Below are 23,014 nucleotides of genomic sequence, written 5' to 3'. Positions count from 1 at the left end.
GTCGAGCGCTTCCGCAGCCGTCCTGAACGAGGTGGTCATGAAAAGTATATCGAGAGGGGCAGCGCTCGGGCTCGCTGCCGCAACATTGATGGCCGGCACTGCCGACGCGGCCCAGGCGCTGCGCTTGTCGCGGTGACGCTGTGGAACAAGGGGGCGAGCGCGCAAATGCCAATGGGCTCGCTTATGCGACGCCGGGCATTGATCTCGCCAAGGCAACTATGGGTATCAGGGCTTCTCCAGGTGTGGTGAAGGCGGGCTAGGTTACCTTCAATGTGAGAAATGACTCCTAGGACACCGTTCACGAAATGATCGTGATCGGGAGCTTAGCGAACCAATTGGGACCCCACCCGTTGTTTACCATGCACGTCAAATCCAGGTTTATTTGCCTTCGGGAAATGTACGGCACTTGGATGGTTTGGGATAACAAAGCTGGTGCTCCGGCATCGTTGGGAGGCGGACCGCTTGTTGGGCGAACCCAGGAGCGGGCTAGGGCTGCCTGTGAGGTGTTGGCAAGAATCTATGAAAAGGGCCTTCAGGCCCTGTGAGTTAGGTTTTCGGCTCCGGCGTGATCTCCTTCGCGATCACACCATATCGGCGCGCTCGTTTTTTCTCAATGAGGCCGAGCACGGCGACCAGCCGTCATCGCTGCCGGCCTGTGGCAAGCAACTGGCGGTCGTCACCTGGGCAGACTAGGGGCGCCCAAGCTGTGAACAGACCCTCCAGAACGGAGGAAGGATTTCTCAAGCCCCACAACGAATAGCGCGTTCAACTGCGCGGCCACGCGATGCCACTCGCAGATGAGATTTTCCTGCCGGATAGCCCAGCCCGACCGACCGCACCCAGCGATGGAATTGATCTCGAAAACCACCGACCGTTGAGGAGAATCTAATGGAGACCTGGCGATGCACACCCTGATACCGAACTTGTCGGGTCCTCACCGGCGGTCACGTTTCGGCCACGATACGGTTGCCGACGTTATCAGCAAGACTTTGAGCAAGTTCTCATCAAACATTGCTGTGCGGACGGACGAGAATGGCGACGTAAGCTACGAACGGCTGGGGAAGTCCGCGTCCACTCTTGTGGGGCGCTTGGAGGCCGCTGGCGTGCGCCCTGGTGATGCGGTCATTGTTAAACTTGGCCGGTCAACTGAACTGGTCGCGACGATTCTTGCGACCCAGATGCTGGGCGCTGCCTTCGTGCCTGTTGATCCAGCCGAAACCGATCCGCGTTTGGACCATATAAGACGCAGCACGAACGCCAGGGCCATGGTTGACCATATATCAGCTACTTGAGCCCTAAGCAGACCGGGCAGCAACTACAGCGCGGCGGCGACAACGGAGTCACGCCGCATATGACGACGCAAGCTCCCGCTTGGCGGAATTGGGCGAGCAGAAAGCCTCCGGCGTAGGGTTCCTGGCTGGCGCGGATGATAACGAGGAAGCCACGGATGTTGGTCGCGATCGCGCTGGCGAACAAGATGGCCCGCAGAATGTGGGTCATCTGACGAAACAAGAAGATTATCGAGATCCGGTGTTAACCGCCATGGCCTGACCTGTTGGTCAGCGTGGACGGGTAACTCGGCATTGGGGGTGTGAGAAGGCGATGACCTGAATGGGCGCATGATCGAACCGATCTGGATCGGGAAAACCAGCTGTTGCCTCGGTGCTTTCAAGCACGCACGTGAGATTAGACCCGATCCGCAGATCACCATACTGGCCAGCGGCTTCGGCAAGTGCCGCACTCAAAGGCCTGACAGAAGACCGCACTCGATCGCACGTTCAGAAAGTCAGAGACTCCGAAACTCCTTGCACAACGGACGGCAACAACAGAAGGCAACACGACAAGGGGGCTAGGGTTGCCTCGACTCTGGTCACACCGTAATCGATTCGTATAGACAGCTATCCGCGAGCTTGCGTCACCAAAGACCCAGGCCGGAACTGGGTGGTTCTATGGACAAGCGTTCGGAGATTGTCGTTCAACTGCCCCTGAGCGGAAGCGACATCGCATTCCCATAATCCCGCAAGCGCAGACACCGTCTCCGCAACCGCTGCAACAGGATAGTGCTGTCCCGATGTAGAAGCGAACGGCGCGTCCGTTTCGGTGAGAATTCGGTTCCTCGGCATTTTGGAAAGCAGGCTTGCAGCGCGTCTGCTCCGGACCATGGGAAGGCCTACGGAAAACCATGCACCGACATCGGCAGCCTTCTCGGCATGCGGAACGGATCCGGAGAACCAATGTAGGATTGGAATGCCCGCTCCGGGGTTCCGCGCAAGCGCTTCGAGTACTTCCCCGCTGGCATGCCGGCTATGGATGGACATCACGCGACCGCCCGCCTGCGAGCACGCTCGCAAGAGCCTGTTGAAGACATCCTTCTGCAGGTCAAGGTGGCGCGCGAATTCATCGCCGCCGTCCAGGCCTATCTCACCAACGTATTCGCTCTCGCCCAGCAGCCTGACAAACAGCGGCACCTCGCCGTGCCGCTCATGAACAAGCTGAGGGTGAAGTCCAAGGGCTGTCCTGATCCGCTTCCTGCCTTTGGCGAGCTGGGCCGTTTTAGGGAATGCCTTCGGCGTGTTCGTCACGGAAAGCACGTACATTCCGGCGCGCTCAGCGCTATCCGCGGCAAGTGCCGGATTCGGAAACAGGTCAAGGTGGCAATGAAAGTCGATCAAGGCCCGAACCCTTGGCTCCTCAAGTAGGTTCCGACTTCCTCAAGGCCACGCTTGTGGACGCCGAACCATCCCTCACGTTCTGCACTTTCCATTGGCAAAGGTCCACTTGAGATCGCTCGCTGCCGGAGACCACGTCCATCGCGCGCCGTCGCCACAAGCATCGCCATCACGTCGTCGCGGATGTCGGGCCTGTCCCACGCCAGCCCGAGGTCGGGATATTGGTAGTTCGTGGTATCCTTTATACCTGCCTTGGCGAAGGCAGAACGACGGATGAGGCAGGGGACGCAGTGTCCGCATTGCTGGCTCTTGCGCTTCCACTTACCACAGGAGACCGTCGAGAGCGCCGTCTGCGTCAAGTCCTTGCCTGGGCTCAGCACCTTCAGCATCTCGCCCTTCGTCATGTGGCGGTATTTATTCTCCAGCTGGACCGGGAGGCCGACCTTGTGAAGGATTGCTTGCACCCGGGCGAGGAAGTGAGGGTGCGTGGTGCGGGTGCTGTGCGACCCGATCCGCCGCCGCGTTAGAGGCGCATTGAGCGCGATGAAGCCATTTTCTGGCACATAAAGCTTGATATCGTTTTGGGCGCCTTTCACCGATGACAGGGCGCTGGCTCCGATCACACCGTAGGCCAAGAACCCAAGGCTACGGGTCCGCATGCTGGTGTCATTCTTGTTCGGTCCGCTGAAGACCGGGTTGGCGTTTGCCTCGAAGCGGGGGAGGGCCTTGCCCAGTCCCGGGGCGACGTTCTCCTGGTAGCTCTTGTCGCCGCGGTATGAGTGGCTGATCAGCAGCGGCTTCCGCCCATCCTCGATCAGGCGTTGTGCGCCAATCATGCTGTCGAGGCCGCCGGAGAAGAGGCAGGCGCAGTCCGTCGCACCGATACCGATATGGGTCCGGAAATGTCGGAGGATACTGTCCTTGGATGGAGGTGCCTTCCCGCCCGCAGAAAAAGATAGCTTCCACTGGTCGCCGCTCAGGAAATTCAATGCTTGCTCGAGTTCGCCAGATACGCCCTGCCAGACTGCAGGTCGTGCCAGCGGAATTTCGAGCGAAAGTTCGCGCGACCATCCGTTCGCTGACCTGGATTCTCTGTCGATGAATGTGTCGGCAGCGACCACCGCGAGGGCGATGGAGAGAAAGTCGAACGCGACCGGATCGATTGGCGCACCAAGTCGGGTCACAGCCTTCTCAAGCCGGTTGCCAATCGATCCGGTTCCAAGGCGCGCGGGCCGGGAGCCAAAGAGATGCACATGGACGGTATCGGCAACGTCGGTGGGTGGGATGGAAGCCTCGTCCACATGGAACTTCAGCTTAGTCATCGTAGTTCTCCCACTCCTGCCAAACTTCGGTGACCGTTTCCCGCATGAACCGATGGACGTCGGCTCTGTTCAGGCCTTTTTTCCCTTCCATTTTCGGACCAAGCTTCTCATCGACAACGACGCGGATCAGTTCAAGCAACTCGGCTTCGGCTTCCGGAGTCCTCTTCTCGTCCGGGGCGTTCGCCCACGACCCGCCGACCTCTTCGACGATCTCCTGAAACACGGCTTGCGATAGGTATTCGGCGAGAATGCGGTAGACCGTCTCCTCGTCGAGGCGGTCGGGATCGAAATTCTCGTCCTCGCCGAGTACCTCAAGCATCGCTTCATCGATAGCCTCGCGAATTCTGTCCGCATCAGCGTTGTCGGGCGCGAGCGCCTCCGCGAGACGCTGACACACGACGTCGAGCGGCTGGCCGGTCAAGGTTTCCTTCGAAAGCCCTAGCGTGCCAGCCTCAGCGCCGTCTCCACCCAGCGATGACAGCACCGAATAGAGGTCCCCGCCCGTGGTGTAGACGGAGCCAAACCGCCGAGGTCCGACCGAGCTGCCGCCCGTAGACGTGCGAGCATAATGCCCGAGAGCGCGCTGCAGGGTGGCCTTGTCGCCTCCTTTCAGGTAGCTCCCGAAGGACGTGCGGAAGGCTTGAAAGCGTTTGGGAGGCGGCACCGGCAATGGCGTTCCCGGCTGGTCGTCAGCCCATGGCGGGACCATTGGTTGATTTCGCCCCGACCCCTTCGACGACGAAGACGTTCCCATCAGCTACGCTCTCCCGTGTCGTCCTTCATTAGGGCGGTAATCCATTTGGGGACACGCGGGAGCCCTTCGACAAAGCGAACAAGTTTCTCGTGGGCCATGGGCCAACGCCTTGCCAAGAGCACAGCGCCACGGAAATCGTCGCGCCCCTTGGCCCAATCGGAGTTACGGGCAAAAGACCCAATCATTTCGTCCATGGCCTCGCCTGCCTCGGCGGGATCGATCTCTTTCAACGCCTGTTTCGACGCAGGCGAACTCGTCGTGGTGGTCTTCAGGAGCGTCTCCACCGCCTTTTTGGTCTTGGAACTCAGACGGGACGAGTCGAAGCGCATGGGCAACGTCTCACGAGCCAGGTAGACGGCGGGTCGGAGGTCGATCCCGGCCAGCGGCGGGTGAAGCTTGACCCAGTCAGAGACGAACGCAGCGAAATCGGCCCAATCCTTGGGAAGAAGTCCGGGGATGTCAGCCGCCTTCGAGGATTCAAGCTTCGCAAGAAGCGGGACCTTACCGTCAGGCGCTCCGCTCACGAGGCGGTTGAACTCTCGGATTGCGTCCTCACTCGTGCAGCGCTCAAAGAGAACCAGCTTGGCGATGATCGCCTCGTCGAGCGCCATATTGCGGCGCCTCGCGACAGAGGCTCGCATGCGGATCACGTTCAGCATCCGCTTGACGATGCGGGGATTTCCGTTGATCCGCTGCGAGAACGCCAGAAGCCCTGCTAGCCGATTCATGGTGTCCAGAGCGCGTCTCAGCTCGTGTGTGGCCGGAATCTCGAGTTTCGCGGCCACCTGGTCGACATCAAACGGTGGGTCGTCTGACCAGCTCTGCCTGAGCTTGTCGATGAGGAACTTCCGTAGGCTTTCGAGCTTCCCCGGATCCACGCCGGACCGTGAGGCAGCAAGCATGAAGAGATAGGCCCGCACTTCTTGCAAGCCAAGCTTCGGGACGCGCACGGGAACCTGGATGAGTTTGTCGAGATAGTCGGAAACATGCCGATCACCCGGACTCGAGAAATGCTTGGAAACAGCGTGCCGGATCATCTCTTCGTCTGCCGCCACTACGAAGGCTGTGCGCGGAAGAAATAGGAATAGCCGCATCGCCTCGAGTGTGGCTATCGCATTCGCCGGCAGGCAACGGTCGAGGTTATCAACGAATACGACGAGCTTCCGATCTATCGACAGCAGCAGGTCACTGAACTCCTTCCGGAAGGCTTCGATCTCCTCCGGCGGATTTCGCTTCTCCTGCGGGCGGAGAAGGCCGGAGGCACGCCCCTTGACTTCCTTGGCTGCACCTTTGAGAGCTGCGACATCCTCTTCGTCGGCATCGCCCTCCCACATGTCGCCGACCGCCCCTGCCGCCTTCGTGAACATTCCGAAGGTGGGAATCCCGGCAGCAAAAGCCCCGATGTCCGCGGCGATTCCGAAAGCTTTGAGCTTGTTGGTCCGCCTGTAGAGGCTAACAGCCTTGTCTTTGAAGTTTTCGGGGGTCGCGTCGTACAGGCTCTTCGCGATCACTGACATCAGCGCTGACTTCGCCTCGTCGAAATCCTGGTAGAGCCAGGCGTCGAAGGGGACGATAAGGTTCCGCTTATCCTCGGCCAGCTCGTTTGCAACCAGCTGCAGGACGCTAGACTTGCCAACGCCCCAGCTGCCATACACGCCCAAGGAAATCGGCAGCATGGAATCGTCGGAGATCATCTCGCTGATCATCTCCGATACTTCCGAATAGTTCAGGTAGTCGACATCGCTTTCGCTGTCTGCCCACATGTCACGCCCCAAAATGCCCGAAAGAACGGTGACCTGTGGGAGACCATGCGTCAACCACATATGCATCCATTCAACAAGATCTTGTGAAATTCAACCCGTGCGATCATGCCGTCACTTGATCCGGTTCACTGCCGGATGGAGCATTACCCTTCGCAACGTGCTCATCAGAACGTTTTCGAATTCTATCCGGAGCGGAAAAATTATGCCGCTTACTATCAAGAGAAAATGCAGTGGGGTCGATTGCCGTCACAGTCGCGATTCACCCTTCGCGAGCCATTAGCTCTTGTTGCTTTCATGGTTCCGCCGACAATCGATGGAGAAGCGAGCGCGAGGGATGGACATGGGGAAGGCGCGTGCAGCGACCAGGAAGATTCTAGTAGGCCCTAGTGGGACCGCGATCTTCGAAACGCTGAAGTATCCGGACACAATCTATCGCGTCAGCCGACTCACGATTTCGAGCGGTCTGTACTCGTACCGGATTTTCGGCAACTTCCAGCACGATCAAGCAAGATACATGGCTACCGAGCTTCCGGCTGCCTGCGAGGCTCTGAACGGAATGGAGGCGACGGCCGGGATTGCCTTGTTCCGGTCAGCAGGCCCGGCCGATGTGGCGCAAGGTATCGCACCGGCGCATGAATGGCATTTGCGAGTCGACGTGTGCGGGCAAAGCAACTTGCGCGAGGGCGGGGTGTACGCCCCGTCGGGCCTACTGCCAAGCCGGCGGCTGGCCGAAGACTTCATCGTGAATTTCCCGAAGCGTCCAGGTACCGGCGAAGACTTCGCTGAACTGAAGCCGCTGTCCAGGATGATGTAGACGTTTTCGCAACGGGCGAGTTGAACCCGTCTATATTCCGTCGAGTTTTTGACCGCCTGGATGCGAAACGTCGTGTCTGTTCAGATTGTTCAGATCACGCTTCCGTTTTTCCTGATCCATTTCAATATGTCCCCAACCGCTTTAATAAGCTGCTCGGGCGTCGCGTTTGCATCATTGAGAATGTCGAATGAACGCCTTGGCATGGTGCCGAAGACACCAGCAAAGTCGGTGTTGACGACTTCCCATATTTTCCGGGCCGCACCGCCTGTAGCGCCGATTGGGATGGGCGTTCGTCCCAGCGCTTTCAGTATGTCGTACTCGGCGACCACCCCGTCGGCAACGACAACGGAGTCACCGTCAATTTTGGCGCCGCATATGAAGACGCAAGCTCCCGCTTGGCGAACAAGATCTTCCCGGTAGCGACGGTAGAATTCTTGCCGATCCTGTCCGGGCGGAATGAGCTGCGGGAAGGGCCGCAGGAAAAGCCGACGCTCAAGATTCGGAGCGACATCACGATAGAGTTCATCGAGCGCGCCTGACAGGGTCGCACTGCCGACAACGAGGCCGAATCCCGACACAATGCGGTAGTTCTCGTGGATCAGAAATTTGCCCACGCCTTGAGCCACCGCCTCGATCTTTCTCCGATTGTCGGGTTCTCCTTCGGGAAGTGCCTCCGGGTAGCTGCCGGATACCATGACACTCGCCGCGGCGAGCCTCTGCTCGACGGCTTTCATTAGTTCGTCCAACTCTGCCCAAGCGTCGACTTCGATGCATTGGATTCCGTAATTTTCCAGGTCCTTGACCCACAGCTTGTGTCGCCGATCTGCATATGCGAAACGCGCCTCGGCACCGCGACCTTCGAAGTCTCCGCGATGCGGACGCCTGACGACCGCATAGTGCTCAGGCGGCATATCGCCGAATGCGTCCCGGATGAGAGTGAACAACTGGGAGAGATTGGGGTCCGTGAACGAAAAGCCAAGGAACAGCATGCGCCGGGAAACAAGGTGGCTGTGCAGCAGGTTCAGGAACTCGCCGCGCTCACGGCGGTAGCCTTCATAGTCCCCCTTGGCGATAACAACATCAGACGGATTTCCCACCGTGCCGTGCATTTTGTACAACTGCGCATGTGCGGCAGGGTTGTTGATAACGAGATTCTGCTTCGTTGTATTCACCTCGAGGAAAAGCCGTTGCTCCCGCCACGATCGTTCGAGAAGTTCGTCGTAATTCGTGGTCCAGATGTGTTTCAATGGGAGGCGGGCGAGCGTGTGAAGGATTTCGGGGATTGGCTTGTCAATGCCGATCTCCTTTGAGATCAGGCTAGCAAGGCGGGTGCGCTTTCTCCCCGCGCTGTTCAGGAAATATTGCACCACTCCCGGAAGATCGGTTTCCTGGTTCACGTCAAGGCCGATCTCCTCCGCCAACTCTTGCACGAAGTCTTTCCAGCTCGGATAGCCCGCACTTGTCGATAGGCCGGCTCCGACAAACAGCCCCGCGTTTTCATGTTGCAGGGCCTGAACGTAATCCTCGATGAATTTCTCGTGGCGCATCAGGCGAGGCTTCTTCCTGACTATACGCGCGCCGTCATCAGCCGTTCGATTCGCCGCCCAAGCTCATCGGATGTCGTGAAATCAATGACAGGGGCGCGGTAGCTGGTGAGCAGTGCAGGGATGAAACCGGGACTGTCTACCGAGCCGAACTGGTCACGGAGATGGTGAATGCGAACACCCAAAAGCAGATTGCGACGAAGTGCTGACTGCTCGATCTCATAGGCAACATATTTCCGAGATGCCGTCTGGGCCCCAATGCACACAACCGTAACGCTGGTTCGTTCCAAACCCTTGTCGATCAGGCGCTTGATCGCGGTATCGCCTTGACGTTTGGCCTCTTCCCACAGGGAGGCATCGTGCCATCCGGCGGCGGCCGCGCCGTCGATAATGTTGCTATTGCGAACGATGTTCACACGCCAAATGTCGCGCTGGGAACGCGGAAAGCATCGTACTGAGGCCTACTGTTGTGTCTTTCGAGGCGGTTTAGCTGGAAATGTTACCAAACTATGCGCGCACTGATAGCGGATACGCAATGCCCTGCCGAGCCCAGGACCTGGTCGTCAGGATTCGGACAGGCTCGAACTCGCCGGAGTCAAATTCAAGAGTGGGGAAACGATCGGCGACAGCTGTGAAGACGACCCGCGTGATACTGAACGCATTTTACGCAATGTTCGCCAGGCCAAGCAGTTTTCCGACTTCTGTATCGTCAGCAACCACGAGCACAATCCAGGGAATTGGAGCCAGGAGCCGGCTGATTACGCCCAATCATTTGTCCACAAGCTGATCGACGCTGGGGCCGACGCATATGTCGCCCACGGACGAGACCTACTTGTGTCCGAAGCTGAACAAGAATGTCGCAAAGCCCGGCCAAAGGTCGCCAAGGCCGGGCCACCGGTTACCGAGCAATCGGTGTAACGCAGATGGAGCGCTGAATCGGCACGCAACTTGCTTCGATGAATTCGACGCGCGAGACCGGCCTCCCCGTCGTTATGCTCGGTGGCGGCGCACACGCCGGAAGACAGCGTCGAACATTCGGCATCACCCGGGTGCTTCCTGTGGCGCGCAGTATACGATGGAAGCTTTCGCATCTCATCTATGCGTCATGACAAATTCGTTAGAGTACCGGGGCTCAACATAATGAAACATGAAAAGATAAGTATCGGGCCGGCCGCAGAAATCGCCGCGGAAGCGCTCGACCGGAGGGTCAATGCCTATGCTGCTTGAGGACAAGATCTGCATCGTTACGGGAGCAGCTTCCGAGCGCGGAATAGGCCGCGCCACCGTGCGGCTCTTCGCCGAGCACGGCGCCCGTATCGTGGTGCTAGACCTAAATGCTCGGGCCGCCGAAGCCGCCGCAGTGGCGATCGGACGCGAGCATCTCGGCCTTGCATGCGACGTCACGGATCGAGAGGCGTGCCTGACGGCCGTCGAGCAGGTAACCGGCAAGGTTGGTCAGGTTGATGTTCTTGTCAACAATGCCGGCATCACCGAGCCGCTGAACATTATGGACATAACGCCCGACAATTACGAGGCGGTCACCGACGTCAGTCTGCGCGGCACGCTCTACATGAGTCAGGCAGTCATCCCCGCAATGAAAAACAAGGGCACGGGCGCCATTGTCTGCCTGTCGTCGGTTTCCGCGCAGCGCGGCGGCGGGATTTTCGGCGGGCCGCATTACAGCGCCGCCAAAGCCGGCATCCTCGGGCTCGCCCGCGCCATGGCGCGAGAGTTGGCTCCGTCCGGAATCCGCGTCAATAGCGTCGCCCCCGGCCTCATTCAGACCGACATGACTGCCGGCAAGCTTACTGACGAGATGCGCGCGAACGTGCTGAAATCGATCCCGATGAACCGGATTGGTGAAGCTTCCGACGTCGCCAAGGCCTGCCTTTTCCTCGCCTGCGACCTGTCGTCCTACGTCACCGGTGCGACGCTGGATGTGAACGGCGGCTTGCTCATCCACTGACACGCAGTTCCATGCGGCCCTTCAACGGCCGTGACTTTGCCGCACGATGTCGCATTGCCTGTGACGAAGGGAAGATCCTCGACAAAATGACGGCAATTGATCACAACGTGACGTTGCGAGAACGGGCCCGACGCATCCGGCGCCACGCGTTGCGCATGGGACAGGTTCAGGGGCAAGGCTACATCGCCCAGGCGCTCGGCATCGCCGATGTGCTGGCGGTCTCCTATTTCCACGCGCTGAACTATCGGCCCGACGACCCGCAATGGGAGGGGCGCGACCGCTTCCTCCTCTCGATCGGTCACTATGCGATCGCGCTATACGCTGCGCTGATCGAGGCCAAGGTCATCCCGGAAGACGAGATCGAGACCTATGGCAGCGATGACAGCCGCTTGCCGATGTCCGGAATGGCTGCCTACACCCCGGGAATGGAGATCACTGGCGGCTCGCTCGGCCAAGGTCTTGGCATTGCCGTCGGGTCTTGCCTCGGGCTGAAGCGCAGAGGCTCGAAATCGTTCGTCTACAACCTGTTCTCCGACGGCGAGCTCGACGAGGGCTCGACCTGGGAAGCCGCGATGTCGGCCGGAAGCTACAAGCTCGACAACCTGATCGGCATCGTTGACGTCAACAACATGCAGGCCGATGGTCCCTCGACGGAGATCCTCAATTTCGAGCCGCTCGCGCCGAAGTTCGAAGCCTTCGGCTGGTTCGTCCAGCGCGTCGATGGCAACGACATCGATGCGCTGTTGAAGGCCTTCGATGCCGCCCGGCATCATGACGGGCCGCAGCCGCGCATCATTATCTGCGACACCAAAATGGCGAAGGGAGTGCCCTTCCTGGAGGCGCGCGAGCCGAACCACTTCCTGCGCGTCGACAAGGACGAATGGGCGCAGGCGCTCAACTTCATCGAGTCGGAGATCGTGTGATGAGGCGCTCGAAATATATCCAGCCCGCTCATCTCGATCGCGCTGCCTATGATGGCCGCCCGCGCCTGACCACCGCGGCCATGATCGCCTCGCTGGCGGGGCCACATCAGCGCACGAAACCTGCGCCGTTCGGGCATGCGCTGGCGAAGCTCGCGGACTCGCAACCCGAAATCCTGGGACTGACCGCCGATCTCGGCAAATACACCGATCTTCATATATTTGCCCAGAGGCATCCCGATCGCTTCTACCAGATGGGCATGGCTGAGCAGCTCTTGATGAGCGCTGCGGCAGGCCTCGCCCGCGAGGGGTTCATGCCTTGGGCCTCAACCTATGCGGTCTTCGCCTCGCGGCGCGCCTACGACTTCATCTGCCTCGCGATCGCGCAGCAGAACCTCAACGTCAAGATCGTCTGCGCCCTGCCGGGCCTGACAACCGGATATGGGCCGACCCACCAGGCGACTGAAGACATCGCGATCTTCCGAGGGACACCAAACCTAATGATCGTCGATCCCTGCGATGCGCATGAGATCGAGCACGCGGTTCCGGCGCTCGCCGCGCATCAGGGACCGGTTTATATGCGGCTTCTGCGCGGCAACGTTCCGCTCGTGCTCGACGAGTACGGCTATAGCTTCGAGCTCGGTAGGGCGAAACAGCTGCGCGAGGGCGCCGATGCGCTGATCGTCTCTTCCGGCTTCATGACCATGCGTGCACTGGAGGCAGCCGAGGTGCTGCGCGGCGATCGCGTCGCTATCGGCGTCCTGCACGTGCCCACGATCAAGCCGCTCGACGAGGCCACGATCCTGCGCGAAGCGTCCCGCACCGGGCGCATGGTGATCGTGGCCGAGAACCACATGGTGGTCGGTGGCCTTGGCGAAGCCGTTGCCGGCCTGCTGATGCGCGCCAATGTCCGGCCGCCCGCCTTCCGCCAGATCGGGTTGCCCGACGAGTTCCTCGACGCTGGTGCGCTGCCGACCCTTCACGACCGCTACGGGCTTTCCACGAGCGCCATGTGCGACGCCGTAAAGAGCTGGCTCTAGGGGCAAAGGAGGATGGCAGCATGACAAAGATAGCCTTCATCGGACTCGGCTCGATGGGCGGGCCCATGGCCCGAAATCTTCTCAAAAGCAGCTTTGAGGTTCAGGGCTTCGATATCGCCGCAAAGAGCCTGGCGGATCTACAAGCGGCGGGAGGCACGCCAGCCGCCTCGGCTGCCGGATCCTGCGCGGGTGCGAATTTTGTCGTGCTCATGGTGGTCGATGCGGCGCAGGCGCAAACGGTGCTCTTCACAGATGGAGCGCTGGCGGCCGCGCCTGCTGACGCGATCGTCTGTCTGATGGCGACCTGTCCGCCGAAATCGGTCGAATCAATCGCCGCGCGCGTTACCGCGACCGGGCGAGGATTCATTGACGCGCCGGTCTCGGGCGGCACTGCCGGGGCAATAGCCGGGACGCTTACGATCATGGCGGCTGCGCCGCAGGGGGTCTTCGAGGCAGCCCAGCCGATCTTCAAGGCGATGGGCGACAGGGTCTTCCACATCGGCGAGCGCCCCGGGCAGGGAGCAGCCGTCAAGACTGTCAATCAGCTGCTCTGCGGCGTTCACATCGCAGTCGCGGCCGAGGCCTTTTCGCTTGCTGAGAAGGTCGGCGTCGATGCCGCGTGCATGCTCACCATACTCTCGGGCACATCAGCCTCAAGTTGGATGCTGAAAGATCGCGGGCCGCGCATGATCATGGACGACACGGAGGTCTCCAGCACAATCGATATCTTCGTCAAGGATCTCGGCATGGTGCTCGAGGCGGGCCGAGCGCTGCCATTCGCCGCTTTGTCCCACCAGCTCTTTCTTTCCGTTTCCGGCCGCGGCGACGGCCAAGTCGACGACAGCCAGGTGATCCGCGCCTATCGCGCCCTCAACGGTAAGTGAGCGATCGAGGGCAGGAGAATCCACTCGCCATCATTGCGACGCCGCGGGCTCTATGGGGTGCAGAAGTCCTGCAGCCCGACTGGCCACGTTCTGGGACGACTATTGGGTGCTCGGCAACAAGTGCGCCTTCACGCGTCTCCCGAAGAATATCCAGGAGATCGTCAGCCGCGAGCTCGACCGCTCCGCCCTTGATCAGCAGCGACGTTGCGAGTCTCAGCCAGAGCTTGCGGAGCAATCGCCTACACCTCCAGAGGCGTCTCGTCGTCCTCGCCGATGGCATTAACGACGCCGAGGATCGCACCGAGGCTCTCCGAGCCCTCGGGTCAGGCGTGGCCGGGCTAACGCCCGCGCTACAACGGCAAATCGCTGCCCTTACCGAGGGACTTGCCGAGCCGCAGGATCGGGCTCGCGCCTTGGCAGCTTTGTTGCCTTAGGAGGCAAGACAGTTCGAAGAAAGGTTACGGCCTAAGGACCGTCTTCAACGGCACTTCGTCATGGCGACAGCTCATCCACTGGTCAGACACAATGTTCGGTCGAACGTTACTGCAGAAAGCGTTCCTCGTCGGCTTTGACCTGATCCATTCTTTGCAAACGGAACACCTCCTCGACGGAAACGATGTCTCGGTTGACGTTGTGGATGCCGCGATCCTTGAGAATGCGCGCGAAGACATTCTTCATCGCCGTGACCGAAGCGCGGATCGCGTGGTTGCCGTAGATAACGATCGCGATCCTGCCGAGCGCCTTAATACGTTCCTCGTTCATCTCCGGATACGCCGTCGGCACGATCACGATTGGCGCCTTGCCGCTCCAGGCGCGCACGAAGCTTTCAACTTCGTCCGGCGTTTTCTGTTTCGAATGGACCAGGATCATGTCGGCCCCGGCCTGCACATAGGCCGTGGCGCGCTTCAGCGCTTCCTCTTCGCCGAGACCGGCGATCAGCGCTTCTGTCCGGGCGATGACGAGGAAGTCAGGGTCGGTGCGGGTGCTGATGGCCGCCTTGATCTTGCCCTGAAACTCCTCGACCCGAAGTAGTTCCTGGCGGCCGCCGGCGGCGAGGCTGGTGACCTTCGGGAAGGTCTTGTCCTCGATGACAACCGCCGAGGCGCCGGCGCGTTCATATTCGGAGATGGCATGGATGACATTGATCGCATTGCCGTAGCCGGTGTCGATATCGGCGACGATCGGCAGCGACGACCGGCCGGCGATCGCCCGCAGCATGTCGAGGTGCTGCGTCATCGAGATGAGGCTCATGTCCGGCAGACCGTAGAGGGCGGAGAGCTCGAAGCCTGAGGCCCAGATCCCGTCGAAACCGGCTTCCTCGGCCAAGACGGCCGAAAGCGGGCTATGGGCCGCCATGATGTGGACGAGGCCGCGTTCGGCCATGCGGTCACGCAGTTGCTTCGCTTTGCTCATACGTCTTCTCGCTTTCGGACAGGGCGGTGCAGGCGGCGAGAATGCGGCCGCAGGCGCGCTTCAACTCGTCCTCTGATGCGGCATAGGAAATGCGGATATAGGGTGAGGCCATGAAGCCGCTGCCGGGCACGACCGCGACGCCGAACTCTTCCAGCAGATGCATGGCGAAATCCATGTCGTTCTCGATCACCTTGCCCTTGCCGGTCACTTTGCCGATGACACCGGCGCAGGAGACGAAGACATAGAAGGCGCCGTCCGGCACGCGACACTTCAGGCCCTCGGCTTGATTAATCTGCTCGACGACGAGATCGCGGCGCTTGCGGAAAGCGGATACGAAATCGACGATGTGGTCCTGGTTGCCGGCAATGGCCTCGATCGCCGCATATTGCGAGATCGAACTGGTGTGCGACGACGTCTGGCCCTCGATCGTGTTCATCGCCTTAATGAGATCTTTCGGACCGGCCCCGTAGCCAAGGCGCCAGCCCGTCATGGCGCTGGACTTGGAAACGCCGTTGACCGTCAGCACCCTGTCGATGAGATCCGGCGCGGCCTCGGCCATCGTCGCGAAAGGCACGTCATAGACGAGCTTTTCATAGATATCGTCGGAAAGGACGTGGACGTGGCTGTGTCGGCGCAGGACCTCGGCCAGAGCGGCCAGATCGGCCTTGGAATAGACAGCGCCGGTGGGATTGTTCGGCGAATTCAGCATCAGCCATTTGGTGCGCGGCGTGATAGCCGCTTCCAGGTGTTCCGGCTTCAGCTTGAAACCCGACCGCTCGTGGCAGGCGACGAGCACCGGTTGGCCGCCGGCCAGCCGCACCATGTCCGGATAAGACACCCAGCAGGGCGTGGGGACGATGACCTCGTCCCCGGCATCGAGAGTGGCGAAGAGGCCGTTGAAGACGATCTGCTTGGCGCCACAGCCGACGGTGATGTTGTCGATGTCATAATCGACCCCGTTGTCTCGCGAGAGCTTCTCCCGGATCGCCTCGCGCAGCGGCTTGACCCCGGCGACCGGCGTATAGCGCGTCTTGCCATCAAGGATGGCGGCGATGCCGGCCTGCTGGACGGATTCTGGCGTGTCGAAGTTCGGTTCGCCCTGGCTCAATGTGATGATATCGATGCCTTGTTCGCGCAAGGCGCTCGCCTTGTCGGTCATGGCTTTTGTCTGGGAGGGGCGGACGGCCTGCAGTCTTTTGGCGAGTAGCGGCAATGGACTTTCCTCAGAGCAGGGGAGTTATGCCCAGAGCTAAATGAGGCGCTCTTAGCTCGCCAGCTTTGGCATCGCGGAAAGCGGCCAAAAGGATCGCGTTTTGCGATGCATCATTGCGGTCAGCAATTATTTCCCGGCGCTCTCATCCTCGGTTTTTTTCCGGCAGAGCCTTGTGAGCCAACGGCAGAAGGCGCGGGCGAGATCCGGATTGTCGCTGCGATCGACCGCATAGGCCCGGTACTGCATGCCGCTCGGCGCGCGCGAGCCGGGCAGCACGTCCAGGAGGCCCTGTCTGATCAGATCCGCGACGATGATATTGGGTGTCACCAGCAAAGTCTGACCGGTCGTTACCGCCGGCAGGGCTAGGTAGTAATGGTCGTAGCGTGCCCCGGAGATGATGTCCGACGTTTTCAGGTCCATGCCGCGAAGCCAGGTCGGCAGGATGTCCGGCCGCGACGTGACGGCAATCACCGGTGTGGTGCGCAGCGCTTCGAGCCCGCGGCCGGCGACACAGTCGGGCGCCCCGACGCAGACGAGTTGTTCGTCGTAGAAATCCCATCGATCTCCCGGTTCGGTCAGCGTCAGGTCTCGGGTCAGAAGCACATCGAAGCTGTCGGTTGAGGCGGGGGCCGACAGGGTGCTGATGACGTCGACCGTAACGCCGCCCATTTCCTTCGAGAAGTCGCTCAAATTGGGAATCAGCAGCGTATAGGCAAAGGTCGAGAGCGAGGTCCTGACGACGAGCCGGTTGGCACCTTTGCCGTCACCGCGGCGCATCCGCTTTGCCGTAAAGAAAATCGTGTCGAGCGGCTCGGCAACGGCATCGGCGAATAGCCGCCCGAAATCCGTCAACCGACTCAGGCGTCCATGCCGTTCGAGCAGCTTTGCGCCGAAATACTCCTCGAGCACCGCGATGTGGCGGCTCACCGAGCTTTGGGTGATGCCAAGGGTTTTCGAAGCCCGGGTGACGCTGTTGTCGCGTGCGACCTGCACGAAAGCCCGAACAGCGTTGAGCGAAAGATCTTTGCCGTCTGACATGGCCGGTTTTAGTCGCCTTCCTAGATCATCCAAAAGAGCGTGTTTGCTATCGGATTATTCGATGATTGTCATGCGGTTGTAGCAAATCAGAGTGAGTACTCCCGCTCGTTCTCGCCGGGTACCGAGAAGTGCCGATGGCCGTAAACGCCGATGGCCGTAATAAAGAGTTTTCACAGCCCGAAGCAAACATCTGCTTCGCGAGACTACACTGGAGGCAGGTACGCACATGTTTTCGATAACGCGACGTAATCTATTGGTAGCCGGGGGGGCAAGCAGTCTTTTGGCAATGACTGGAGTACCTTCAGCGAAGGCCCAGGGCGCCGCTCGCCGGACGCTTAGAATCGGCATGTCCAGCTTCCCGCCCGCCGTCGAGCCTGTTTTGTACGCTCACACCGCGACACGGCGCATAGCGCCGCAGATGTTCGACACATTGCTCGCCTTCGACCAGACGTCCGCTATGACGTTACGTCCGGCCCTTGCGGAGCGTTGGGAACGGATGAACGCCAAGTCAGTTCGTCTTTTCCTGCGTAAGGGTGTGAAGTTCCATGATGACGGTGATTTCACCGCTGAGGATGTCGCCTTCACTTTGAGTCCTGAGCACCTGCTTGGCCCAGACATGGCAGGAAAGGTCACTGCCATGGAGACTCTGGACACCATCGACAAGGTCGACATCGTCGACAGCCACACTGTCGTTGTCCACACCAAAGACGAAGATGCGCTGATCGAGAAACGATTGGCGTCCTGGGGGGCGGAAATCGTCAGCAAGCGTGCTTTCGGAGCGTCAGGTTCCTGGGATGCCTGGACGGCTGCGCCGGTCGGAACAGGCCCGTATCGGATTGTCAGCCAATCACTCGATGTCGAAGTCGTTCTGGCCGCGCACGATGCCTACTGGGGTGGGCTGCCGCCCTTAGAAGGGATTCATTTCCGGATCATCCCCGAACTGGCTTCACGGGTCAACGCGCTCATCTCGGGCGAAGTGGACTTTATCACGGATCTCTCTCCCGACATGTTCTCGGAAATCAAGAAGCACCCCGAACTCGAAGTCTCCGGCGGCCCCGTTCAGAATATCCGCGCACTGAATATCGACACGACCGGTCCGATCCTCGGCAAAGTTGGCGTGCGCCGTGCCCTTAGCCTCGCGATCGACCGAGAGGCTATCGTCCAGGCGCTTTGGCAGGACAGGCTGCTCATTCCCAACGGCTACCAACTCCCCAGCTTCGGCGATGCGTATATCGAGGATTTCCCCGGTCTCGAATACGACCCCGACTTGGCGCGTCAACTCCTACGCGAGAGCGGCTACAATGGTGAAATGATTACCTACCGATTGCTCAACAACTACTATCCCAACCAGGTCGCCGGCGCGCAGATAATGGTCGAAATGTGGCGGGCGGTCGGCATCAATGTCGAAATCCAGATGATGGAGAACTTCGCCCAGATCGAAAGCAAGCCGATCAACGCAATTTACGACAGTTCAAACACCGCCATCTTCCCGGACCCGCTCGGCCACGCCTGGCGCGTCTTCGGACCATTTGGGGAGAACGTCAAAGAGGGTATCTGGAGCAATGATGAGTACTTCGGCCTTGGTGAGCAGTTGAAAAAGATGGCCGACCCGCAAGCGCGCCGGCCGATCATCCGCCAAATGCTCCAGATCGTTGACCGGGAAGATCCGCCTTGCGTGATCCTCCACGGTTCCGGTCAGTTCTATGGCAAGCGCAAGGATATCGCCTGGGTCCCGGGGCAGACACTCGACCTGAACTTCGGTCCTTTCAACGCCGCGCATACGCAAAACTGATGACCGCCAGAGGAGGGACGGCGATGGCAACTCTCGCCGGCACAACACCAGCATCCGCTTTGACGGCGGCTCGGTCGTCGCAACCGTTGCTCACGATCGAAGGCCTCACCGTAGACTTCAGCGGCGTCCAGGTAATTCGGGGGATCGACCTCACGGTCGCACGGGGCGAGTCAATCGGTATTGTAGGCGAGTCAGGTAGCGGCAAGTCCGTTACCTGGCTTGCCGCGCTCGGGCTTCTGCCTCGCACGGCTACCGTGTCGGGAAGCATTCGGCTGGACGGGGAAGAACTCCGTGGCGCAGCAGCGATGCGGCTTGACCGGATCAGGGGCGGACGCGTGGCGATGATCTTCCAGGATCCGTCGAGCGCGCTCAATCCTGTCATCCGAATTGGTCGGCAGGTTGGCGAAGTTCTCGCTCGACATCAGGGGCTGTCGGGATCGAGCATCCGGGCCGAGGCAAAACGTCTTTTTGAGCTCGTTGGCCTGCCGGACGCGGAACGTCGCTTCGACGCCTATCCCCATGAACTGTCCGGCGGTCAGAACCAGCGGGTCATGATCGCCACGGCGCTCGCCGGAAAGCCGGACGTCCTGGTTGCCGACGAGCCGACCACCGCGCTCGACGCGACAATCCAGGCCCAGATACTGGACCTCTTGACCACCATTCGGCGCGAGACGGGCATGGCTCTTGTTCTCATCAGCCACGATCTCGGCGTCGTTTCCGAAACCTGCGAACGCATTATGGTCATGTATGGCGGCCTCGTCGTCGAGACGGCGCCTTCAGAATCGATTTTTGCAAGTCCGCGGCATCCTTATACACAAGGGCTTCTTGCGGCCTTGCCGCCTTTCGAAGGCGCGTTGCGACAGCTCATTCCCATCGAGGGGCAGGTGCCGGAGCCTGAAAACATGCCTCCGGGGTGCCCGTTTGCGCCCCGTTGTCCGCAACGCATGGCGGTTTGTGAAGTAACCATTCCGCGACTCGCGCAAACCGAAGCCGGCGGCTTCTCCGCCTGCATAGCAGGGCCCGCCACGGAGGCCCAGAAGCCCTTAAGTCTCAAGACAAGCGTGCTGGCATGACTGCAAGTATTCTTGACCTGCACGGCATTTCGCGCAGCTATTCGACGCGGCAGGGTCTCTTCGGAAAAAAAGTGCCTGTCCATGCTGTCGATGAAGTCTCACTGTCTCTGAAAGAGGGGCAGACGCTGGCTCTCGTCGGCGAATCCGGTTCGGGAAAATCAACCACAGGACGGATCGCGCTCGGCCTTGAACGGCCGAACAGCGGATATGTGCTCTTCCGCGGTACTGAACTGCCGGCCACCGATACACCAGCGTGGCGCCGTATGCGAGCGCAGATGCAAATGATCTACCAGGATCCGCTCGCTGCGCTGGACCGCCGACTGTCAATCATCGATCAGGTCCGGGAACCACTGGACATCCATGACATCGGGTCTGCATCGAAGCGTAACAACAAAGCGCTGGCTATGCTCGACGCGGTTGGCCTGAATGCGAGTCATGCCACGAGCCTGCCTTATCAACTGTCGGGTGGGCAGCGTCAGCGTGCTGTTCTTGCTCGGGCGCTGATCATGCAACCGGCGTTGCTGGTCTGCGACGAGCCGGTCTCGGCTCTCGACGTTTCGATCCAGGCCCAGGTCGTGAACGTCCTCATGGACCTTCAGAAGGAATTGCGTCTCAGTCTCCTCTTCATCAGTCATGATCTGAAAGTGGTTCGCCAGGTCAGTCAGAGTATGGCTGTGATGTATCTCGGCCGCATCGTCGAATTTGGCGAGACACATCTTCTGCTCTCGAACCCCACCCACCCCTATACTAAGGCGCTTGTCTCAGCGGTACCTGTTGCAGGCCGGCGCACGCGCGAGCGTATCATACTCAAAGGTGAACCACCCAACCCTGCAGCCCGTCCGACCGGCTGCGCGTTCCACCCTCGCTGTGCCATCGCGCGGCCGGAGTGTGTGAGTGTCTGCCCCACATTCTCAACTCTGCCGGACGGACGCTCCGTTGCCTGTCATGCCGTGCATACCAACCCGCCGACCAAGGAGGTTGGATCCTGATGTTTCGTTTCTTTGCCATCCGTGTCTTACGTGCCGTTCTGACAGTCGCGCTGGTGGTCACGTTCGCCTTCATCGTCCTGAGGCTCTCGGGAGATCCGGCCCGCAGCATCATGGGGGACGACGCTTCGCCCGAGGCCATGGCCGCCTTTCGCCGGGAGTGGGATCTGGATCAGCCACTTTGGATGCAATATCTCCATTACTTCGCAGCAATCTTTCAAGGCGAGTTCGGCCGTTCGATGCGTGGAGGCGGGCCCGCGCTTGATCTTGTCCTGGGACGTATCCCGGCGACCCTCATGCTGACCCTGCCTGCGCTCCTGATGAAGTTGGCGATCGGCATTCCAGCCGGTATCTATGCCGCTTTGCATAGGAACACCGCTATTGACCGCGCCGTCATGGTCACGGCGGTCGCAGGTTATACTGTACCAAGCTTTGTCCTCGGCCTCGTATTGGTTCAAGTCCTTGCAATCTGGTTTGCCTGGCTGCCGACCGGCGGCACCGGCAGTTTGCAGCATCTCATCCTGCCGATCATCACTCTCGGCGTTGGCGGCGCCGCGGTGCTTGCCCGATTCGTTCGAAGTGCAATGCTGGAGGTGCTGGGGCAGCCCTACATCCGTACCGCCAGCGCAAAGGGAATCCCCTGGGCCGCGGTTGTGCGTGGTCACGCGCTGCCGAACGCCGCGATTCCAACCGTTACGATTGTCGGCATCATGGTTGGCAATCTGATAGCGGGTTCGGTTGTGGTCGAGAGCGTGTTCTCCTGGCCGGGTGTCGGCAATCTGCTGGTCGTGTCGGTGGCAGCCCGCGATCTGGCGGTCGTGCAATGCATTCTCCTGCTGGTGGCCGTCGCAATGGTGCTTTCCAATCTCATCGTGGACTTCCTCTACGGCTTCCTCGACCCGCGCCTGGCCGAAGCCAACTCCTCCGGAGGACACTGAGAATGAACATGATGGAAGAAGTGAGCGAAACGGCAGCTGGCACGCGGAAGAACACCAAACACCACCCAATCCCATTCACCGTCATCGCCAGCCTGCTCTGGATTGTTTTTGTCGTTGGTATAGCGCTGCTCGCCGATCAAATCGCTCCGTACCGATACACCGCTCTTGATCTGCCAAACCGGTTGGCTTCGCCATTCCATCCGCGGCATCTGCTTGGAACGGACGAACTGGGACGCGATATTCTATCACGATTGATCGTGTCCGTTCGTATCTCAGTTCTGGTCGCTCTGGCGGCAACGCTGATTTCGGCGTGGTTCGGCACGACCATGGGCTTTGCGGCGGCCCACTTTCGAGGTCGGGTCGAACAGTTCATCCTGATGCTCGCTGACTTCCAGGCAGCCATGCCATTCCTCATCCTTTCCCTGTCGGTCCTTGCGTTTTTCGGGAACGCTTTGCCGTTGTTCATTGGACTGATGGGGCTTTACGGCTGGGAGCGCTATGCCCGTATCGCACGCGGGCTTGCGATCGCCGCCAGCGCGCAAGGCTACGCCAGCGCCGCCCGTCAATTGGGTGCGAGCCCAATGCAGGTATATCTGCGGCACATCCTCCCGAATATCTCATCGACGCTCATTGTTTCCATGACGCTGACTTTCCCGGAGATCATCCTCATGGAAAGCAGCCTGTCCTTTCTGGGCCTTGGCGTTCAGCCCCCGATGACGAGCCTCGGAAACATGCTCGGCTATGGCCGGGAGTATATGACACGTGCGCCATGGATCATGTTTGCGCCAGCTGCGCTGATCGTTACGACGACGCTCTCCATCAGCCTGTTGGGCGACTGGCTGCGCGACCGGTTGGACAAGGGACTGCAGTAACGGGAACGCAGCG

The 23,014-nt window shown here is 60.1% G+C and carries 21 protein-coding genes and 2 pseudogenes; 14 read left to right on the top strand and 9 right to left on the bottom strand.

Annotated elements, in window-relative coordinates; translation table 11 throughout:
- Nucleotides 1-902 precede the first annotated feature (902 nt).
- Together AC56QP_RS12765 and AC56QP_RS12760 are read left to right on the top strand one after the other, a co-directional pair.
- A complete protein-coding gene (locus AC56QP_RS12765; protein ID WP_489859453.1) occupies nucleotides 903-1,292 on the top strand; it encodes an AMP-binding protein in 390 nt (129 codons plus the stop codon).
- 116 nt (nucleotides 1,293-1,408) lie between these two features.
- Nucleotides 1,409-1,551, top strand: a pseudogene (locus AC56QP_RS12760) (IS110 family RNA-guided transposase); the annotation flags it as partial.
- A 347-nt stretch (nucleotides 1,552-1,898) separates the two neighbouring features.
- On the opposite strand, the gene qatD reads toward AC56QP_RS12760, so the two are convergent.
- Genes qatD through AC56QP_RS12740 form a run of 4 tightly spaced genes read right to left on the bottom strand, consistent with a single transcriptional unit; the run spans nucleotide 1,899 to nucleotide 6,508 of the window.
- The gene (gene qatD / locus AC56QP_RS12755; RefSeq protein ID WP_489859454.1) at nucleotides 1,899-2,672 is read right to left on the bottom strand and encodes a Qat anti-phage system TatD family nuclease QatD; all 774 of its coding nucleotides are present in this window, start codon (nucleotides 2,670-2,672) and stop codon (nucleotides 1,899-1,901) included.
- Nucleotides 2,669-3,991 carry a Qat anti-phage system QueC-like protein QatC gene (gene qatC / locus AC56QP_RS12750; RefSeq protein ID WP_489859455.1) on the bottom strand — a complete coding sequence of 441 codons (1,323 nt, stop codon included), beginning with the start codon at nucleotides 3,989-3,991 and terminating at the stop codon, nucleotides 2,669-2,671. The genes qatD and qatC overlap by 4 nt, the downstream gene beginning before the upstream one ends.
- A complete protein-coding gene (locus AC56QP_RS12745) occupies nucleotides 3,984-4,745 on the bottom strand; it encodes a Qat anti-phage system associated protein QatB (RefSeq protein ID WP_489859456.1) in 762 nt (253 codons plus the stop codon). The genes qatC and AC56QP_RS12745 overlap by 8 nt, the downstream gene beginning before the upstream one ends.
- Entirely contained in the window at nucleotides 4,745-6,508 is a 1,764-nt protein-coding gene (locus AC56QP_RS12740) for a KAP family P-loop NTPase fold protein (RefSeq protein WP_489859457.1), read from the bottom strand. The genes AC56QP_RS12745 and AC56QP_RS12740 overlap by 1 nt, the downstream gene beginning before the upstream one ends.
- 334 nt (nucleotides 6,509-6,842) lie before the next feature.
- Here AC56QP_RS12740 and AC56QP_RS12735 point away from each other — a divergent pair, with 334 nt between their 5' ends.
- Complete coding sequence (locus AC56QP_RS12735) at nucleotides 6,843-7,322, top strand: hypothetical protein (RefSeq protein WP_489859458.1); 480 nt, start codon at nucleotides 6,843-6,845, stop codon at nucleotides 7,320-7,322.
- An 89-nt stretch (nucleotides 7,323-7,411) separates the two neighbouring features.
- On the opposite strand, the gene AC56QP_RS12730 is transcribed toward AC56QP_RS12735, so the two are convergent.
- Together AC56QP_RS12730 and AC56QP_RS12725 are read right to left on the bottom strand one after the other, a co-directional pair.
- Nucleotides 7,412-8,869 carry an SIR2 family protein gene (locus AC56QP_RS12730; RefSeq protein WP_489859459.1) on the bottom strand — a complete coding sequence of 486 codons (1,458 nt, stop codon included), beginning with the start codon at nucleotides 8,867-8,869 and terminating at the stop codon, nucleotides 7,412-7,414.
- Between the two features lie 20 nt (nucleotides 8,870-8,889).
- A complete protein-coding gene (locus tag AC56QP_RS12725; protein ID WP_489859460.1) occupies nucleotides 8,890-9,282 on the bottom strand; it encodes a TIR domain-containing protein in 393 nt (130 codons plus the stop codon).
- A 112-nt stretch (nucleotides 9,283-9,394) separates the two neighbouring features.
- On the opposite strand from AC56QP_RS12725, the gene AC56QP_RS12720 reads away from it, so the two are divergent.
- The 6 genes and pseudogenes from AC56QP_RS12720 to AC56QP_RS12695 form a co-directional block, all read left to right on the top strand.
- Entirely contained in the window at nucleotides 9,395-9,784 is a 390-nt protein-coding gene (locus AC56QP_RS12720) for a CapA family protein (protein ID WP_497104080.1), read from the top strand.
- A 298-nt stretch (nucleotides 9,785-10,082) separates the two neighbouring features.
- A complete protein-coding gene (locus AC56QP_RS12715) occupies nucleotides 10,083-10,832 on the top strand; it encodes an SDR family NAD(P)-dependent oxidoreductase (RefSeq protein ID WP_489859461.1) in 750 nt (249 codons plus the stop codon).
- 86 nt (nucleotides 10,833-10,918) lie between these two features.
- The gene (locus tag AC56QP_RS12710; protein WP_489859462.1) at nucleotides 10,919-11,755 is read left to right on the top strand and encodes a transketolase; all 837 of its coding nucleotides are present in this window, start codon (nucleotides 10,919-10,921) and stop codon (nucleotides 11,753-11,755) included.
- Nucleotides 11,755-12,792: a transketolase family protein gene (locus tag AC56QP_RS12705; RefSeq protein ID WP_489859463.1), complete on the top strand. Its 1,038-nt coding sequence runs from the start codon at nucleotides 11,755-11,757 to the stop codon at nucleotides 12,790-12,792. Before AC56QP_RS12710 ends, AC56QP_RS12705 begins: the two co-directional genes overlap by 1 nt.
- A 20-nt stretch (nucleotides 12,793-12,812) precedes the next feature.
- Nucleotides 12,813-13,676, top strand: coding sequence for an NAD(P)-dependent oxidoreductase (locus AC56QP_RS12700; RefSeq protein ID WP_489863608.1), 864 nt, complete (start codon nucleotides 12,813-12,815; stop codon nucleotides 13,674-13,676).
- A gap of 8 nt (nucleotides 13,677-13,684) precedes the next feature.
- A pseudogene (locus AC56QP_RS12695) lies at nucleotides 13,685-14,110 on the top strand (hypothetical protein); the annotation flags it as partial.
- A gap of 106 nt (nucleotides 14,111-14,216) precedes the next feature.
- Here AC56QP_RS12695 and AC56QP_RS12690 read toward each other — a convergent pair.
- The 3 genes from AC56QP_RS12690 to AC56QP_RS12680 all read right to left on the bottom strand — a co-directional run bounded on the left by AC56QP_RS12690 (nucleotide 14,217) and on the right by AC56QP_RS12680 (nucleotide 17,340).
- Nucleotides 14,217-15,089 (bottom strand): phosphonopyruvate hydrolase, encoded by an 873-nt coding sequence (locus tag AC56QP_RS12690; protein ID WP_489859464.1) that lies wholly within the window; start codon nucleotides 15,087-15,089, stop codon nucleotides 14,217-14,219.
- Nucleotides 15,064-16,248, bottom strand: coding sequence for a pyridoxal phosphate-dependent aminotransferase (locus AC56QP_RS12685; RefSeq protein WP_489859465.1), 1,185 nt, complete (start codon nucleotides 16,246-16,248; stop codon nucleotides 15,064-15,066). Before AC56QP_RS12685 ends, AC56QP_RS12690 begins: the two co-directional genes overlap by 26 nt.
- A 180-nt stretch (nucleotides 16,249-16,428) precedes the next feature.
- Nucleotides 16,429-17,340, bottom strand: coding sequence for a LysR family transcriptional regulator (locus AC56QP_RS12680; protein WP_489859466.1), 912 nt, complete (start codon nucleotides 17,338-17,340; stop codon nucleotides 16,429-16,431).
- 346 nt (nucleotides 17,341-17,686) lie between these two features.
- Here AC56QP_RS12680 and AC56QP_RS12675 point away from each other — a divergent pair, with 346 nt between their 5' ends.
- Genes AC56QP_RS12675 through AC56QP_RS12655 form a run of 5 tightly spaced genes read left to right on the top strand, consistent with a single transcriptional unit; the run spans nucleotide 17,687 to nucleotide 23,001 of the window.
- On the top strand, nucleotides 17,687-19,132 hold the full coding sequence (locus tag AC56QP_RS12675; RefSeq protein ID WP_489859467.1) for an ABC transporter substrate-binding protein: 1,446 nt from the start codon (nucleotides 17,687-17,689) through the stop codon (nucleotides 19,130-19,132).
- Nucleotides 19,133-19,155: 23 nt separating this feature from the next.
- Nucleotides 19,156-20,205, top strand: a complete 1,050-nt coding sequence (locus AC56QP_RS12670) for an ABC transporter ATP-binding protein (RefSeq protein ID WP_489859468.1) — start codon at nucleotides 19,156-19,158, stop codon at nucleotides 20,203-20,205.
- On the top strand, nucleotides 20,202-21,194 hold the full coding sequence (locus AC56QP_RS12665) for an ABC transporter ATP-binding protein (RefSeq protein WP_489859469.1): 993 nt from the start codon (nucleotides 20,202-20,204) through the stop codon (nucleotides 21,192-21,194). Before AC56QP_RS12670 ends, AC56QP_RS12665 begins: the two co-directional genes overlap by 4 nt.
- Nucleotides 21,194-22,129 (top strand): ABC transporter permease, encoded by a 936-nt coding sequence (locus tag AC56QP_RS12660; protein WP_489859470.1) that lies wholly within the window; start codon nucleotides 21,194-21,196, stop codon nucleotides 22,127-22,129. Before AC56QP_RS12665 ends, AC56QP_RS12660 begins: the two co-directional genes overlap by 1 nt.
- An 8-nt stretch (nucleotides 22,130-22,137) precedes the next feature.
- Nucleotides 22,138-23,001: an ABC transporter permease gene (locus tag AC56QP_RS12655; protein ID WP_167458562.1), complete on the top strand. Its 864-nt coding sequence runs from the start codon at nucleotides 22,138-22,140 to the stop codon at nucleotides 22,999-23,001.
- Nucleotides 23,002-23,014 lie beyond the last annotated feature (13 nt).

The organism is Mesorhizobium sp. RCAM 05104 (assembly GCF_059683645.1).
Note: the sequence above shows the minus strand (reverse complement) of the source record. Positions and strands in the feature narration are given on the sequence as shown.